Raw genomic sequence first — 14,645 nt, 5'->3', positions numbered from 1 at the left:
ACCCCGCCGCTCCCTGCTTCGATCAGCCGTCCGAAACCGGCGCGGCGTCGTTAACGTTTACCCGGAACAGGCCATCGCGGATCTCGGCTTCCTTGGCTTTGACCTTATCCATCACCTCGGCCGGCACCAACTCTTCGTCGGCGACAAGCGACCCGCCGCCGTAACCCATGAAGCTGTATTGACCGTAATCGGCCGCCTCGAACGATCCGCCCGCGACCGCGGCGATGGCCCGGTCGATGGTCGGTTCCATATGCCACAAGGCCGAGGCCAGGATCGTCTCGGGATAATCTCCCGAGGTATCGATCACGTTGCCAATGGCCTTCACGCCACGCTCGACCGCCGCGTCGGAGACGCCGAAGCGCTCCGCATACATGATGTCGGCGCCGGCATCCATCATGGCAAAGGCGCTTTCCTTGGCCTTGGGCGGGTCATACCAGCTGTCGATAAAGTTCACGAGGAACTTCACGTCCGGGTTCACCTCGCGGGCGCCATCCATGAAGGCGTTCATCAACCGGTTGACCTCGGGGATGGCATAGCCGCCGACCATGCCGATCATGTTCGACTCGGTCATCGACCCGGCGATCATGCCGGTGAGGTAGGAGGGCTCATGAATCCAATTGTCAAAGACCGAGAAATTCGGTGCTACCGGGCCGAAGGACGACCCCATCAGGAATGCCGTTCCCGGATAATCCTTCGCCACCTTGCGCGCCGCGCGTTCCAGCCCGAAAACCTCGCCCACGATCAGTTGCTGCCCGGCTTCGGCATACTCGCGCATCACCCGCTCATAATCGTTATTGGCCACGTTTTCCGAAAAGACATAGTCGATGTCGCCCCGCTCTGCGGCGGCATTCAAAGCCTTGTGGATCCGGCTGATCCACTGCTGCTCCACGGGCAGCGTGTAGATCGCCGCCACCTTCACCTTTTCCGCCGCCGCCACGCCGGCCGACATCACCACGCCCAGCGCCGCCGTCGCGGCCAGCATGACACGCCGCGTCAGTCCAAGTCCCTTCATCGGATTTACCCCCTGTTGGCCGCACCCGTCCGGGTGACGGACTCGTTCTTTGAATAGCCCGAGGATTCCCGGTTTTGACCGTTCAGTCAAACACCGAACGTCTCCGCCGGCTTCGTTTTCGCGGCATGGCCTTCAAATGCCTTGATTTCAGGCCGCGAAAATTCCCCCTAACCAAAACTCGCGTCTCCCGCGGACCGGCCCTGGATCACCCCCATGAACCGACGCCAGTTCAACTCCCGCTTCGTCGCACTGGGCCTTGCGCCACTGGCGCCTGCGCCAGTCGTGGCTACCGCCACACCTGCCCCGCTCTCGGGTCCGGCGGCAAGGCATTGTCCCTGGGCGGTGCAATATGCCCGTGTCCACGAGGCCTGTTCGCCCGGGCGGCTGGCCCGCGCCTTCCGCCTTGCCCCCGAGGTGGCGCAAGAGCTGTTCACGTAACTTCAGGCCGATGGCGCGATCACAGCGCCGGGACTCGGCGGCCTGGCCCGTGCCACCGATCCGATCAACTGGGATCTTCAGTTTTTGCCGTCGCCGGTGCAGACCGCCCGCAAGGCGCTATCAAAGCGCCTAGGCAAAGCGCTGGGAGAGGACAGCAGGCAAGAGCCGGACGAGCCCGCGCTCACAACGGCCACAGAAACGGAATCAGAACGCTCGCCACAAGACCGACCGACAGGTTCAGCGGAATCCCCACCCGCATGAAATCGGTAAACCTGTAGCCGCCGGGACCATAGACCAGCATGTTGGTCTGGTATCCGATCGGCGTTGCGAAAGAGGCGCTTGCCGCCACCATCACCGCCACGACCAGCGGCCGCGCATCGATCCCCATCGCGTCGGCCAGCCCGATGGCGATCGGAGTGACCACCACCGCTACGGCGTTATTGCTCACCAACTCGGTCAGCACCGAGGTCAGCAGATAGACAGCCCAGACGATCAGCGCCCCCGGCAGCAGCGCCAACCAAGGCGCCAACGCCTCGACGATCAGCCGCACCGCGCCGGAAGCTTCCAGTGCCGCCCCGATCGCCAGCATCGAGAAGATCAGCGCCAGCAGCCGACCGTCGATGAAGGAAAACGCCTCGTCGGCGTCGATGCAGCGGGTCACCAGAACCACCGTCACCGCCAGCACCGACAACAGGAAAATCGGCGCCACGCCGAAGCCTGCAAGAGCCACCAGAAGGAAAAGCGACAGAATCGCCACGGGCGCATGGCGCCGCCGGTAAGCCCGTGCCGAGGGTTTCGACACATCAACCATGTCCATGTCCGTGGCCAGACGCTGAATATCCGCAGGCGCTCCTTCCAGCAGCAGCGTGTCACCCACCCGCACCACCAGTTCATCCAGCTGTCTACCGATATTCTGGTTCTTGCGGTGCACCGCCAGCGGATAAACACCATAGCGCCGCCTGAGCCGCAGATTTCCCAGCGACCGGCCCACCATCTTGCACCCCGGCGTGATCAGAACTTCCACGGTCGCGGTCTCGACCGCGCTGACCTGGTCGACGGGCTTCAGGCTCTTGTCCTGCTGCAGGCTCAACAATTCCGACATCTGTGTGCGCAGCACCACCCGGTCGCCGACCTGCAGCGTCACCCCTTTCAGGTTCCGCCTGAGCGAGGTATCGCCGCGGATCACGTCGATCAGCCGCACACCGGCGCGCTTGAACAGCTGCACGCCAGTCACGTCCTGCCCGATCAGTTCGCTGTCGGGCGGGATCACCGCCTCGGTGAAAAACTTCATTCTCGAACGGTCTGAAAGAAGTTGCGCCATACTGTCCCGATCAGGCAGCAGCATCGGCCCGATGAACCGCAGATAAATCATCCCCCAGACCACCAGTACGATCCCCAGCGGCGTCACCTCGAAGATCGAAAACGCGCGCAGCCCCTGCGCCCGCGCCACACCGTCGACCAGCAGGTTTGTCGATGTCCCGATCAGCGTCAGCGTACCTCCAAGGATCGCCGCGTAACTCAGCGGGATCAGCAGTTTCGACGCCTTCAGCCCCATCGTCCGCGCCAGTTGCACGAACACCGGGATCATCACCACCACCACGGGCGTGTTCGATACCACGGCGCTGGCAAAGATCACGAAAGCGAGCAACAGTCCGATCGCCAGCTTCGGATTGGTCCGCGCCTGCGCATCCGCCATCCGGGTAAATGCATCGAGCGCCCCGGTCCGCACCAGCGCGCCCATCACGATGAACATCGCCGCAATCGTCCAGGGCGCGGGGTTCGACAGCACCGTCAGCGCCTTGTCGTACGGCAGCACGCCCAGCGCCAGCAACACCGCCGCGCCGGTGATCGCCACCACCTCGGTGGGATAGGTCTCGCGCAGGAACAACACGAACATCGACGCCACCACGGCCAGCGTGATCAACGCCTGGCCGGTCTGGCTTATCTCGAAGGCGGACATCATGGTTCGGGGGTCCTGTTCTCAGCCTCCCCATCCTCGCCCGACCCGCGCTCCGCCGCAAGCGCGGTGTTCTCACGTGGTTGCACCAGGAAAAGTCCCGCCAACATCAGCCCGAACGCTCCCCAGAAGAAGCCCGAGTAGCGCTCGCCCAGGATCAGCATCGCCCAGACCACGCCGAACCCGGTGACGAGATACGAGACCTGCCCGGCAAAGACCGGTCCCGCCCGCCGCACCAGCCAGACATATCCGGAATAGACGAACGCATGGATCGTCGCGCTGGCCATCACGGCGTGGTCCGGCACGCCCCAGGGCGGGCGCGGGTCGATCCAGGTGCCGGTGATCAGTGCCAGCGGCAGGGCGATCAGCGCGCCCAGGATCGATGCGCCGCACAACAGCTGCACCGGCCCGGCTCCGCCGGTGCCCCATTTGGCAACCACATTGCCCTCCAGCCCGTAAAGCAGCGGCGCGATCAGGGCCACCGGCAACCAGTTCAGCATCGCAGGCTCCGGCAACCCGTCGGGCCCGGCCAGCAGGTAGACACCCCCGATCCCGCAGATCAGCCCCAGCACCCGGGGCAGCGACGCCCGGTCGAGCCCCAGCATCAACGCGATCGGAAAGGCGAACATCGGCACCGTCGCGATTGTCACCGAAAGCACCCCCGACGGCAGGTGACGCGCCGCCTCATAGCTTGCGGTATTTGGCAGCAAGGTGCCGGTCAGGGCGATCAGAAGGTAAAACGCCAGCGGCCGTCGCCCCAGCGGCAGGCCCCGGCCGCGCAGGATCAGAACCCCGCCCAGGATGACAACGGCAATCACCAACTGCCAGAAGATCAACCCGAAATGGCGATAGCCTTCGCTCACCGCGATCTTGGTGAACGGCTGGGTGATGCCCCAACCCGCGCCGAACAGGCACAGGATCAAAGTCAGCCACAACCGCTCCCTGACGGCGTGGCTCACGGGGCGGCCTGTTCCAGCCGCCCGCCCTGCCGCACCATGGCGATCCGCGTGGTCTTGCCGGTCTTGTCGTCGGTTTCCACGAACACCCCCGACAGCGTGGCCTCGTCCCGGGCGGGAGTGAACCGGCTTTTCGCCATGCCGGTCACGAAACGACGCATCGGCTCGGCCCGGTCCATGCCGATCACGCTCAGGTAGTCGCCACACATGCCGGCATCGCTCAGATACCCGGTGCCGCCGGGCAGGATCTGCGCGTCGCCCGTCGGCACGTGGGTATGGGTGCCGACCACCAGGCTGGCCTTGCCATCGCACCAATGGCCCATCGCCATCTTCTCGCTGGTCGCCTCGCAATGCATGTCGACAATCGTCGCCTGCACCGCACCCCCAAGCGGGTGCGCCTTCAGCACCGCTTCGATCCCGCCCCAGGGGTCGTCATAGGCCCGCTTCATGAACACCTGGCCCAGCACCTGCGCCACCAGCACCTTGCGCCCGCGCGTCGCCTCGAACACCCGCGCGCCCTTACCCGGCGCTGTCTTGGCATAGTTCACCGGCCGTAGAATCCGCGGCTCGGTTTCAATGAACTGCAGCATGTCCTTCTGATCGAAGGCATGATCGCCCAGCGTGATGCAATCCGCCCCGGCCTCGAGCAACAGCTTGGCATGCTCGCCGGTCAGCCCCATGCCGTTCGAGGCATTCTCGCCATTGACCACGACGAAATCCAGCCGCCAGTCCTCGCGCAGCTTTTGCAGGTTTTCCATCACCGCCCGGCGCCCGGCCCGGCCCACGACATCGCCCAGAAAAAGAAGTCTCATGGCCTACCCCTAGGGCCAAGTTCCGCCGCAGACAAGCCCGTAGGCCGGGGTCGGCCTGGTCCCCGTTCAACCGACCACGTAGCGCGCCTTGTATGTCACCGGAAATGCCACCGAGCGGGCGATGAAACAGACCTTGCCGATCTCGTGGTGGATCGCATCGGCCTTTGCCAGGTCGGTGCCCTCGGCCACGGTGATCCGCGGACGCAGCGTCGCGCCGGTAAAGCGCCCGGCCCCCGACGGCTCACTCTCGCCATGGCCCACTGCATCGTCGTCATAGGCCAGCACCGTGATCCCCGCATCCGAAGCCAGATGCAGATACCACAGCATGTGACAGGCCGAGAGCGCCGAAATCAGCATGTCCTCTGGGTTGTGCAGCGCCGGATCGCCGCCCAGCCGCGGGTCGTTGGAACAGGCGATCGCCGGCTTGCCGGGGGTGCGCACCTCCCAGGTTCGATCATAGGCATGGTAGTGAGACGTGCCCTCGCCCCGGTTCCCGGTCCAGACCACTTTCGCCGTGAAATCATGCGCCTCGGCCATCGCCATGTCCTTCCCCTTTTTGGCAGGCCGCGCAGGTCATCCCTGCGCGACCGCGCCGTCCAGATGCGCCCTACTGGCGTGCTCGGTACCACCTTCTTCACTCTTTCTTGGTCCAAATACTCAATCCGACCTCACCCGCATGCACGCCCACCGGCACGGGAGGCATAGGCAAAGAGCACGGGGCGGGCGGGTGGCGCGCCCTTTGCCCGCGCCTAAGGGAAATCGATCACGTCCCGCTCGGTCACCACCATGTCCAGCGGCTGGTCGGTCGGCTCCAGCGGCAGCGCGTCCGCCTCCTGCGCGGCATAGGCAAAGCCGATCGCCAGCGTCGGGCGTTTCGCCCGCAACCGTTCCAGTGTCCGGTCATAGAACCCGCCGCCATAGCCCAACCGCCCGCCGCTCCGGTCGAAGGCCACCAACGGAACGATCACGATCTCGGGCTCGAAAAAATCGTCCACTGCCGGCACCTGCGCCCCGAACGGGCCGTCGCGCGTGGCACAGCCCGGTTCCCAACGTGAAAACCTCAATGGCAACCCGTCACCGATGATCACCGGCACGCCAACCGGCCCGTGCGCGGCGGCCTCTTCCATCGCCGCCAGAGGGCTGATCTCGGTCCGGATCGGCATGTACCCGGCCAGCGGCACCCCACGATACCCTGCCAGAACCTCGCTCAGCATGGCCGCGCGCCCGGGTCCATGTGCCGCATGCGCCGCCTTGCGCCGGGCAAAGGCAGCCTTGCGCGCGGCGGCCTTGATCGCAGCCAGATCACTCACAGCAGCATCACCGCGGCCAGCCCGAGAAAGGCGAAGAAGCCCACGACATCCGTGACGGTCGTCACAAACGCTCCCGAGGCCAGCGCGGGGTCGACACCGATCTTCTCGAGCGCCACCGGGATCACCGTGCCGGCAAGCCCCGCCACCACCAGGTTCACCACCATGGCGATGCCGATCACCACGCCCAGCATGGGCGAACCGAACCAGATGATCCCGACCAGCCCCATCACCACGGCAAAGATCACCCCGTTCACCAGGCCCACCAGAACCTCGCGGCGGATGACCCGCCAGACGTTCGAGCCGGTGAGGTCCTTGGTGGCAATCGCCCGCACCGCCACGGTCAGACTCTGCGTGCCGGCATTGCCACCCATGCTGGCGACGATCGGCATCAGCACCGCCAGCGCCACGAAGCCGGCGATCACGTCTTCGAACAGCGCGATGACCAGCGAGGCCAGCACCGCCGTTACCAGGTTCACCGCCAGCCACGGGAACCGCTGGCGGGTGGTGTCGATCACCCGGTCGGTCAGGCTGCCCTCACCGACACCGGCCAGGCGCAGGATATCCTCCTCGTGCTCTTCATCGAGCACCGCCATCGCATCGTCGATGGTGATGACACCGACCAGCCGGTCGTCCGCATCGACCACCGGGGCCGAAATCAGGTGATACTGGTTGAAGGCATAGGCCACATCGCCCTCGTCCTGGTCGACCGGAATGGTGCGGAAACTGTCCTCGACAATCTCCTGCAACGGCCGTGCCCGCGGCGACGCCATCAGCTTTCCCAGCGTGACATAACCCGTTGGGCGGTGCTTGGGGTCGACCAAAATCACGTGATAGAACTGCTCGGGCAGTTCCTCGGCCGAGCGCAGAAAATCGATGGTCTGGCCCACGTTCCAGTGCTCGGGCGCGGTGACCACCTCGCGCTGCATCAGGCGGCCGGCGGATTCCTCCGGAAAACTCAGCGCCTGTTCGACCACCACCCGGTCGGCATCGTCGAGCGCGTCGAGGATGGCTTCCTGCTGCGGCTCTTCGAGGTCCTCCAGCAGGTCGACCACGTCGTCGCTTTCTAGCTCGCGAACGGCTTCGGCCAGAACTTCGGGCCGCAGCACCACGATCACGTCCTCGCGGATCGCCTCGTCCAGTTCACTGAGGATCTCGCCGTCGAACTCGACGCCGTAAAGCTCGATCAGCCGGCGCCGGTCGAATGCGTTGATCTGTTCCAGAAGGTCGGCGATGTCGGCCGCGTGCAACGGCTCCATCAGGTCCACCAGTCGGTCGCGGTCGCCGATGTCCACGGCGTAGAGAACGGCGGCCACGTCCCGGCGATTCAGCTCATAGGCTTCCTCTTCGGGGGCATCCTGATCGTTTGCGAGAATCTGGTCGTCGCTCATCTCCTGCCCCCTATCCGCCGCTGGCCGGACCATAGGGGAAATGCGACCTGAAAAACAATGGGTCGGAATGCCCTGACGTACCGTTTCCCGCGGTGGCCGGCGGGTTTCAGCAGCCGCCCATGCGCGTGCCCAGCACCATCACCCAGATGTTGCCAACCCGGGCCACCCCGATGTCGCGCAGCTTGGCCTGCAACATGTTGCTGCGATGGCCTCGCGACGCGGTCCAGGTCTTCATCACTTCGGCCGACGTTCTCTGTCCCTTGGCGATATTCTCGGCAATCAAGCAATAGCGATAGCCCTGGCGCTTCGCTCGCCGACCGACGCTCGACCCGTCCGACCCCGTGTGCGAGAAAAACCCCTTGCGCGCCATGTCCCGGCCATGCGCATCGGCCACGGCCTCAAGCACCAACGACACGCTGAGCGGCGCCAACCCTTGCGCCGCGCGAAACCGGTTGGTCAGCTGCGCCACCTCGCGCACGGGTTCGGCCCGCGCCAGGCTGGCGATGAACACCAGGAAAACGGCCATAACCCGCATGTGTTTCCTCCCGGCAAGGCAGGTCTGCGCCCCGCGATCCCGTGTTCGATCATACCGCCTCGGCCAGCCGGAGCGCCAGCACGTTCTGGCGCTCGATGACACGCCCCAGATCGAGCGACGCCATCCGCCCCTCTTTCACCACCCGTCGACCTTCCACCAGAAGGTCCCGCACCCGGGTCGGCCCCGCCAGCAAGACCGCCGCCGGATCCCAGCTGCCGGCGCTTTCCACCCCGGTTACGTCCCAGATCGCGATATCGGCCCGTTTGCCCGGGGTGATCTCGCCGCAATCGTCGCGGCCCAGCACCTGCGCCCCGCCCCGGGTGGCGATCTCCAGTGCCTCGCGGGCGCTCATGGCGTCGGCGCCGCGGGCGACTCGTTGCAACAGCATCGCCTGCCGCGCCTCGGCCACGAGGTTGCCACTGTCATTGCTGGCCGAACCATCGACGCCAAGCCCCACCTTGACCCCGGCATCGCGCATGTCCCGCACCGGGGCAATGCCGCTGCCCAGCCGACAATTGGAACAGGGGCAATGCGCCACGCCGGTGCCCGAACGCGCGAACAGTTCGATTTCCTGCCCGTCGAGCTTGACGCAATGGGCATGCCATACGTCAGCACCGGTCCAGCCCAGATCCTCGGCATATTGCCCCGGCCGACAGCCGAACATCGCCTCGGAATAGGCGATGTCCTCGTCGTTCTCGGCCAGATGGGTGTGCAGCATCACCCCCTTGTCGCGCGCCAACAGTGCAGCATCGCGCATCAGCTCGCGGCTCACTGAAAACGGCGAACACGGCGCCACGCCGACCCGGACCATCGCACCATCGCCCGCGTCGTGATGCGCGTCGATCGCCCGGATGCAGTCCTCCAGGATTTTCGCTTCATTCTCGACCAGAGAATCCGGCGGCAGCCCGCCGTCGCTTTCGCCAATGCTCATCGCCCCTCGGGTGGGATGGAACCGCAGCCCCACCTCCTGCGCCGCCGCGATGGTATCATCGAGCCGCGCCCCGTTGGGAAAGAGATAAAGGTGGTCCGACGACAGGGTGCAGCCGCTAAGCGCCAGTTCCGCCAGCCCTACTTGCGCGCTGACGAAAATTTCTTCCGGCCCCATCCGCGCCCATATCGGGTAAAGCGTCTTGAGCCAGCCGAACAACAGCGCGTCCTGCCCGCCCGGCACCGCCCGGGTCATGCTCTGGTAGAGGTGGTGATGGGTATTCACCAGCCCCGGCGTCACCACACAGCCCGCCGCCTTGATCACCTCGCCCGAGGTCTTGAGGCCATGCCCCACCGAGACAATTGCCCCACCCCGGATCAGCACGTCGGCACCACGCAACTCGTCGCGGGCATCATTCATGGTCAGAAGAAAATCAGCGTTGCGGATCAGGATTTCGCGCATCCCAGCCTCCCAAGGAACGGTCCGCCCCCCTCAGACACCTTGGGGCAACGCGGGGGAAAAGGGGCTCAAGACCCGCGCAGCGCCCCGAGTATCGGCCTGCTGTCCGCCTCAATCAAGCGGCATTTTTTCAAGGATCTGGAGTGCCGCCACGTGCTGCTGGACGCCGGCGGCGGCCACCGCGCGCCCGCCTTCATGCACCGGGCCGCCGCGCCAGTCGGTGACGATGCCGCCCGCGGCCTCGATCACCGCGATCGGCGCCTGGATGTCATAGTTCGACAACCCCGCCTCGATCACCAGGTCGATCTGACCCGCCGCCAGCAGGGCATAGGCATAACAGTCCATCCCGTACCGTGTCAGCCGCACCCGGTCCGCCACCTTCCGAAAGGCGGCTCCTTCGGCTTTTGTGCCGACCTCGGGGAAGGTGGTGAACAGGATCGCCTCATCGAGCGGACGCGAGCCGCGCACCCCGAGAGCGCGCGCACCCTGCGGCCCTTGCATCCTGGCCTCGCCAAACCCGCCCCAGAAGCGTTCACCGATGTAGGGCTGGTCAATCATGCCGAAGACCGGGCCGTCCTCGCCACTCACCGCGATCAGAACGCCCCAGGTCGGCGTACCCGAGATGAAGCCGCGCGTGCCGTCGATCGGGTCGAGCACCCAGGTGAGACCGCTGTGGCCGTTGCTGGCTCCCAGCTCCTCACCCAGCACGCCGTCTTCGGGACGGACCCGCGCCAGCACTCCGCGCATCGCCGACTCGACCGCACGATCGGCCTCGGTCACCGGGTCGAAGCCGCCGTCGAACAGCTTTTCGCCCTTGTTCTCGGCGGTCAGGCCGGCGTCCCGGAAAAACGGCAAGACCGCCCGGCGGGCCGCATCGGCCATCGCGTGGGCGGTCTTCCTGATGTCCTGAACCGTGTTGTCGTCGTAAACGCTCACGCGCCTTGCCTCCGTGCCATAACGGCGCCCCCGCTTTGGTGCAGAGGTAGCCCGCCGGCTCCGCAGGCTCAAGCCACGTCGGACAGAACCCGCGCCAGGTCGAACAGCCGCCGGCGCTGATTTTCGGGGATCGCGTAGTAGGACCGCACAAGATCGAGTGCCTCCTTGTCCCCCATCAGATCGGCCGGGACGGCGTCGCCGGGTTTCACGGCCTCTGCGTCGAGCCCTTCGAAGAAGAAACTCACCGGCACGTCGAGCGCTTCGGAAATGTCCCAAAGCCGCGATGCGCTCACCCGGTTGGCCCCGGTCTCGTATTTCTGAATCTGCTGGAACTTGATCCCAACCTGTTCGGCCAATTGTTGCTGGGTCATTCCCACAAGCCAGCGGCGGTGGCGAATCCGTTTCCCAACGTGAACATCTACGGGGTGTGCCATTTACAACTCCTTATCACCTTCGTCCTGTTGTTAGGGCGATCGTCCGGCGGGTCCCCAAGTTTTTCTCCGGAACGGCCCGAGTTCGCTGCCATGCTTTTGATTGCAACAAAGGTTGGGTTGAATCTAGCATTTCAGCCTTTCCATATGAAGATGAAATACAGCTAAAAGGTGAAAACAATGTTACTCTGCGCAATCTAAACGGGCTCAACCTTCGGTAAAACAAGGGGAATCGCCTCTCCCTCGAGCTTTCTTCTTTGACGTCTCAAAACATCTGCGGATAAGACAAGGTCTCCACATACATGGATTTTTCGATGCACGCCTACCAAGTTTCCAGCGCCGGAATGCCACCAGAGCATGCCGAAATCCCGCGCCCCACACCGGCTCCGGGCGAAATTTTGGTGCGAATCGCCGCGTGCGGACTCAACTTTGCCGATCTCCTGATGATCGAGGGCAAGTACCAGGACACCCCCGAACCGCCCTTCACCCTCGGTATGGAAGTGGCCGGCTATGTCGAGACGCTGGGCCCCGGGGTCGACGGACCGGCACCAGGGGCCAAGGTGGCGGTGTTCGGCGGCCGGGGCGGGTTGGCGGACTATGGCTGCTTCCCCGCGGACCGGGTCGTCGCCCTGCCCGAAACCGCCGATCTCGAACAGGCTGCGGCGCTTCAGATTGCCTATGGCACCTCGCATGTCGCGCTCGATTACAAGGCCCGGCTCAGGCGCGGCGAAACCCTGCTAGTGCTGGGTGCCGCCGGCGGCGTCGGTCTCACTGCGGTCGAAATCGGCAAGCTGATGGGCGCCCGGGTGATCGCCTGTGCCCGCGGCAAGGACAAGCTCGAGGTCGCCGCCCAAGCCGGCGCCGATCATCTGATCGATGCCGAAACCGACGATATCCGCGACGCGGTCAAGTCGCTCGGCGGCGCCGACGTGGTCTATGACCCGGTTGGCGGCGATCAGTTCCGCGCCGCCCTGCGCGCCTGCAACCCCGAAGCGCGCATGCTGGTGATCGGCTTTGCCTCCGGCGATGTGCCTCAGATCCCGGCCAATCACCTGCTGGTCAAGAATATCGATGTGCTCGGCTTCTACTGGGGCGGTTACCTGAAATTCCGCCCCGAGGTAGTGACTCAGAGCCTCGCCACGCTGTTCACCTGGCTGGCCGACGGCCGGATTGCGCCGCATATCAGCCACCGTCTGCCGCTGGCCCGCGCCGACCAGGCGCTGGAGCTTCTGCGCAGCCGCAAGTCCACCGGCAAGGTGATCGTCACGCCCTGACCTTGCGGTCACGCCACTACCATTGGCGGAAAGCCTGGCGAATCAGGCCCGCCAATGTCACCGCGGCCTCGTCCTGGGCGAAATCGGTGCAATAGAGGTTGATCCGGTGTTCCGGCAGTGCTGGCAAGGCCGCGCCGTGCGCCACCGGCTCCAGGTGCGGCGGTTCGGTGCCCTCGATCATCGCATTCACCGCCAGATCAGCGCTGATCGTCGCCTCGATCGCCCGGTCCGACTGCGTTTCGATCGCGATCTCCCAGGGTATTCCGGCGGCGTTCAGAGCGTGGATCGCCTGTGGCCGGAACGCACAGCGGCGCTCGAAGGCGAGCCTTAGCGGCCGTTGGCGCCACGCCGACCCGCCCGGTGCACCCATCCAGGTCAGCGGCTTCTTGGTCAGCGTTTCGGCTCCGGGTCCGGTTTCGGTTTCCGTCGTCAGGATGATCGACGCCTCGCCGCGGACGAACTCCTCCTTCAGTTGATTGGTCCAAGATGACACCAGTTGCACCTTCATCCGCGGGAACCGGGCATGAAATTCCTGCAGCACTTTCGGGATCAGCGGATAGACGATGTCATGCGGCACCCCCAGGACGATCTCACCCTCGTAAAGCTGATCGGTCAGCCGCGCCACAACCTCGTCGTTCAGCTGCACCATCCGCCGTGCATAACCCATAAGCTGCTCACCGTTTGCCGTCAGCGCGATCTTGCGGTTGCTCCGGTCGAGCAACTCGGTCCCGAGCAGCTCTTCCAGTCGCTTGAGCTGCATCGACACCGCCGACTGCGTCAGGTTCAGCATCCCCGCCGCCCGGGTCACCCCGCCGTGATCGGCCACCGCCACAAACGACCTCAGCGTCGTCAGATCGAGATTGCGCATTCCAGACTCCTGCTCCGCCATATCATCACAACTATTGATGTTAACTCTCTCATATATTCATTTTCAAGATGCTTTTCGTGGCTCTAGATATCACGAACGGGAATACCAACCGATAATTCAATCACGAAAGGAGAAGAGTATGTCCACACCATCTACCCTCGCGCGGTTCTCCCCCTGGTTCCGGCGCCCGGTCCTGCGCGGTCCGCAGCTTTCAGCCCTCCTGTCTTTGCGGCGGCAGCGGGAGCAGCTCGCCCGGCTCGATACCGATGCGCTGGCCGATATCGGCGTCACCCGCAACGCGGCGCTGGCCGAAGCGCGGCGTCCATTCTGGGACGCACCAGAGCATTGGCGCGGCTGAAGAAGTCGGCTTGCAAACCCTGATGAATCACAAAACAGAGCGTTTCCGCCCGAACGCGTTCCGTTGTCCTTGAAAATATGTCGCAGTTACACGATATTCCTCCGTGACCCTCCGGTGCATCCCGCGCCGGGGGAACTGAATGAAATTTCGGAGGATTTCGATGGCAGAATTCGACACGATCCGGGCCGGTGCCGGCGTCCGCACGGCCGAGATCGACGCCGGGCTTCGCGCCCACATGAACAAGGTCTACGGCACCATGTCCGTGGGCATGCTGATTACCGCGCTCGCGGCCTGGGCGATTGCCGGACTGGCCGTGACCAGCGACCCGACCGCCACCGGCATCATGCTGCGCGACGGCGAGTATCTTTCGGCCCTGGGTCAGGCGATCTATGCCTCGCCGCTGCGCTGGGTGGTGATCCTTGCACCGCTGGCCATGGTGTTCCTGTTCGGCGCAGCGCTTAACCGCCTGACGGCGGCCGGAGCCCAGCTTTACTTCTGGGTTTATGCCGGTCTCGTCGGCGTCTCGCTCAGCTCGATCTTCCTGGTCTATACCGATTTCTCGATCGTACAGACCTTCCTGGTGACGGCAATTGCCTTCGCCGGACTGTCGCTCTGGGGCTATACCACCAAGAAGGACATCTCGGGCTGGGGCAGCTTCCTGATCATGGGCGTGATCGGCCTGCTGGTTGCGATGCTGATCAACTGGTTCCTGCAATCGCCGGCCATGGCCTATGCGATCTCGATGATCGGTGTGCTGATCTTCGCCGGCCTCACCGCCTATGACACCCAGAACATCAAGTCGACCTATGTCGCCCACGCCCACCACGGCGACAGCGAATGGCTGGGCAAGGCCGCCATCATGGGCGCGCTGCAGCTCTACCTCGACTTCATCAACATGTTCATCTTCCTGCTGCAATTGCTGGGCAATCGCGAATAAGCCGGAAGCGTCTTACGCTGCGCAAGGGCCGGTCGCTTTGACCGGC

16 protein-coding genes are annotated in these 14,645 nt (G+C 64.6%); 4 read left to right on the top strand and 12 right to left on the bottom strand.

Annotated features, from left to right (window positions below; genetic code table 11):
- Positions 1-22 precede the first annotated feature (22 nt).
- A complete protein-coding gene (locus NO357_RS09020; protein WP_306735308.1) occupies positions 23-1,012 on the bottom strand; it encodes a BMP family protein in 990 nt (329 codons plus the stop codon).
- A gap of 213 nt (positions 1,013-1,225) precedes the next feature.
- On the opposite strand from NO357_RS09020, the gene NO357_RS09015 reads away from it, so the two are divergent.
- Complete coding sequence (locus NO357_RS09015) at positions 1,226-1,450, top strand: hypothetical protein (protein ID WP_306735307.1); 225 nt, start codon at positions 1,226-1,228, stop codon at positions 1,448-1,450.
- Between the two features lie 181 nt (positions 1,451-1,631).
- On the opposite strand, the gene NO357_RS09010 is transcribed toward NO357_RS09015, so the two are convergent.
- The 10 genes from NO357_RS09010 to NO357_RS08965 form a co-directional block, all read right to left on the bottom strand.
- Positions 1,632-3,410: an SLC13 family permease gene (locus tag NO357_RS09010; protein ID WP_306735547.1), complete on the bottom strand. Its 1,779-nt coding sequence runs from the start codon at positions 3,408-3,410 to the stop codon at positions 1,632-1,634.
- Positions 3,410-4,366, bottom strand: coding sequence for a DMT family transporter (locus NO357_RS09005; RefSeq protein WP_306735306.1), 957 nt, complete (start codon positions 4,364-4,366; stop codon positions 3,410-3,412). Before NO357_RS09005 ends, NO357_RS09010 begins: the two co-directional genes overlap by 1 nt.
- Complete coding sequence (locus tag NO357_RS09000) at positions 4,363-5,175, bottom strand: TIGR00282 family metallophosphoesterase (protein WP_306735305.1); 813 nt, start codon at positions 5,173-5,175, stop codon at positions 4,363-4,365. Before NO357_RS09000 ends, NO357_RS09005 begins: the two co-directional genes overlap by 4 nt.
- A 66-nt stretch (positions 5,176-5,241) precedes the next feature.
- Complete coding sequence (locus NO357_RS08995; protein WP_306735304.1) at positions 5,242-5,718, bottom strand: OsmC family protein; 477 nt, start codon at positions 5,716-5,718, stop codon at positions 5,242-5,244.
- Between the two features lie 206 nt (positions 5,719-5,924).
- Positions 5,925-6,485 carry a 5-formyltetrahydrofolate cyclo-ligase gene (locus NO357_RS08990; RefSeq protein ID WP_306735303.1) on the bottom strand — a complete coding sequence of 187 codons (561 nt, stop codon included), beginning with the start codon at positions 6,483-6,485 and terminating at the stop codon, positions 5,925-5,927.
- Complete coding sequence (gene mgtE / locus NO357_RS08985) at positions 6,482-7,873, bottom strand: magnesium transporter (protein ID WP_306735302.1); 1,392 nt, start codon at positions 7,871-7,873, stop codon at positions 6,482-6,484. Before mgtE ends, NO357_RS08990 begins: the two co-directional genes overlap by 4 nt.
- A gap of 106 nt (positions 7,874-7,979) precedes the next feature.
- The gene (locus NO357_RS08980) at positions 7,980-8,408 is read right to left on the bottom strand and encodes a CAP domain-containing protein (protein WP_306735301.1); all 429 of its coding nucleotides are present in this window, start codon (positions 8,406-8,408) and stop codon (positions 7,980-7,982) included.
- Positions 8,409-8,457: 49 nt separating this feature from the next.
- Positions 8,458-9,798, bottom strand: a complete 1,341-nt coding sequence (locus NO357_RS08975) for an 8-oxoguanine deaminase (RefSeq protein WP_306735300.1) — start codon at positions 9,796-9,798, stop codon at positions 8,458-8,460.
- A gap of 108 nt (positions 9,799-9,906) precedes the next feature.
- Complete coding sequence (locus NO357_RS08970; RefSeq protein WP_306735299.1) at positions 9,907-10,731, bottom strand: inositol monophosphatase family protein; 825 nt, start codon at positions 10,729-10,731, stop codon at positions 9,907-9,909.
- A 68-nt stretch (positions 10,732-10,799) separates the two neighbouring features.
- The gene (locus tag NO357_RS08965) at positions 10,800-11,165 is read right to left on the bottom strand and encodes a helix-turn-helix domain-containing protein (protein WP_306735298.1); all 366 of its coding nucleotides are present in this window, start codon (positions 11,163-11,165) and stop codon (positions 10,800-10,802) included.
- A gap of 311 nt (positions 11,166-11,476) precedes the next feature.
- Between NO357_RS08965 and NO357_RS08960 the strand changes: the two genes are divergently transcribed.
- Positions 11,477-12,436 carry an NADPH:quinone oxidoreductase family protein gene (locus tag NO357_RS08960; protein WP_306735297.1) on the top strand — a complete coding sequence of 320 codons (960 nt, stop codon included), beginning with the start codon at positions 11,477-11,479 and terminating at the stop codon, positions 12,434-12,436.
- A gap of 16 nt (positions 12,437-12,452) precedes the next feature.
- Here the strand turns inward: NO357_RS08960 and NO357_RS08955 are convergent, their stop codons facing one another.
- Positions 12,453-13,304, bottom strand: a complete 852-nt coding sequence (locus NO357_RS08955; protein ID WP_306735296.1) for a LysR family transcriptional regulator — start codon at positions 13,302-13,304, stop codon at positions 12,453-12,455.
- A gap of 139 nt (positions 13,305-13,443) precedes the next feature.
- Between NO357_RS08955 and NO357_RS08950 the strand changes: the two genes are divergently transcribed.
- Together NO357_RS08950 and NO357_RS08945 are read left to right on the top strand one after the other, a co-directional pair.
- Complete coding sequence (locus NO357_RS08950) at positions 13,444-13,662, top strand: DUF1127 domain-containing protein (RefSeq protein ID WP_306735295.1); 219 nt, start codon at positions 13,444-13,446, stop codon at positions 13,660-13,662.
- 160 nt (positions 13,663-13,822) lie between these two features.
- Complete coding sequence (locus NO357_RS08945) at positions 13,823-14,599, top strand: Bax inhibitor-1/YccA family protein (RefSeq protein ID WP_306735294.1); 777 nt, start codon at positions 13,823-13,825, stop codon at positions 14,597-14,599.
- Positions 14,600-14,645 lie beyond the last annotated feature (46 nt).

Origin of the sequence: Marimonas arenosa, assembly GCF_030848945.1 — a bacterium.
GTDB lineage: Bacteria > Pseudomonadota > Alphaproteobacteria > Rhodobacterales > Rhodobacteraceae > Marimonas > Marimonas arenosa.
Note: the sequence above shows the minus strand (reverse complement) of the source record. Positions and strands in the feature narration are given on the sequence as shown.

Excerpts from the sequence above, each read along its gene's own strand:
- NO357_RS09010 (WP_306735547.1), bottom strand. The coding sequence starts at position 3,410 with ATGTCCGCCTTCGAGATAAGCCAGACCGGCCAGGCGTTGATCACGCTG.
- NO357_RS09015 (WP_306735307.1), top strand. The coding sequence starts at position 1,226 with ATGAACCGACGCCAGTTCAACTCCCGCTTCGTCGCACTGGGCCTTGCG.
- NO357_RS09020 (WP_306735308.1), bottom strand. The coding sequence starts at position 1,012 with ATGAAGGGACTTGGACTGACGCGGCGTGTCATGCTGGCCGCGACGGCG.
- NO357_RS08950 (WP_306735295.1), top strand. The coding sequence starts at position 13,444 with ATGTCCACACCATCTACCCTCGCGCGGTTCTCCCCCTGGTTCCGGCGC.
- NO357_RS08965 (WP_306735298.1), bottom strand. The coding sequence starts at position 11,165 with ATGGCACACCCCGTAGATGTTCACGTTGGGAAACGGATTCGCCACCGC.
- NO357_RS08980 (WP_306735301.1), bottom strand. The coding sequence starts at position 8,408 with ATGCGGGTTATGGCCGTTTTCCTGGTGTTCATCGCCAGCCTGGCGCGG.
- NO357_RS08995 (WP_306735304.1), bottom strand. The coding sequence starts at position 5,718 with ATGGCGATGGCCGAGGCGCATGATTTCACGGCGAAAGTGGTCTGGACC.
- NO357_RS08955 (WP_306735296.1), bottom strand. The coding sequence starts at position 13,304 with ATGCGCAATCTCGATCTGACGACGCTGAGGTCGTTTGTGGCGGTGGCC.
- NO357_RS08945 (WP_306735294.1), top strand. The coding sequence starts at position 13,823 with ATGGCAGAATTCGACACGATCCGGGCCGGTGCCGGCGTCCGCACGGCC.
- NO357_RS09000 (WP_306735305.1), bottom strand. The coding sequence starts at position 5,175 with ATGAGACTTCTTTTTCTGGGCGATGTCGTGGGCCGGGCCGGGCGCCGG.
- mgtE (WP_306735302.1), bottom strand. The coding sequence starts at position 7,873 with ATGAGCGACGACCAGATTCTCGCAAACGATCAGGATGCCCCCGAAGAG.
- NO357_RS08960 (WP_306735297.1), top strand. The coding sequence starts at position 11,477 with ATGCACGCCTACCAAGTTTCCAGCGCCGGAATGCCACCAGAGCATGCC.
- NO357_RS08975 (WP_306735300.1), bottom strand. The coding sequence starts at position 9,798 with ATGCGCGAAATCCTGATCCGCAACGCTGATTTTCTTCTGACCATGAAT.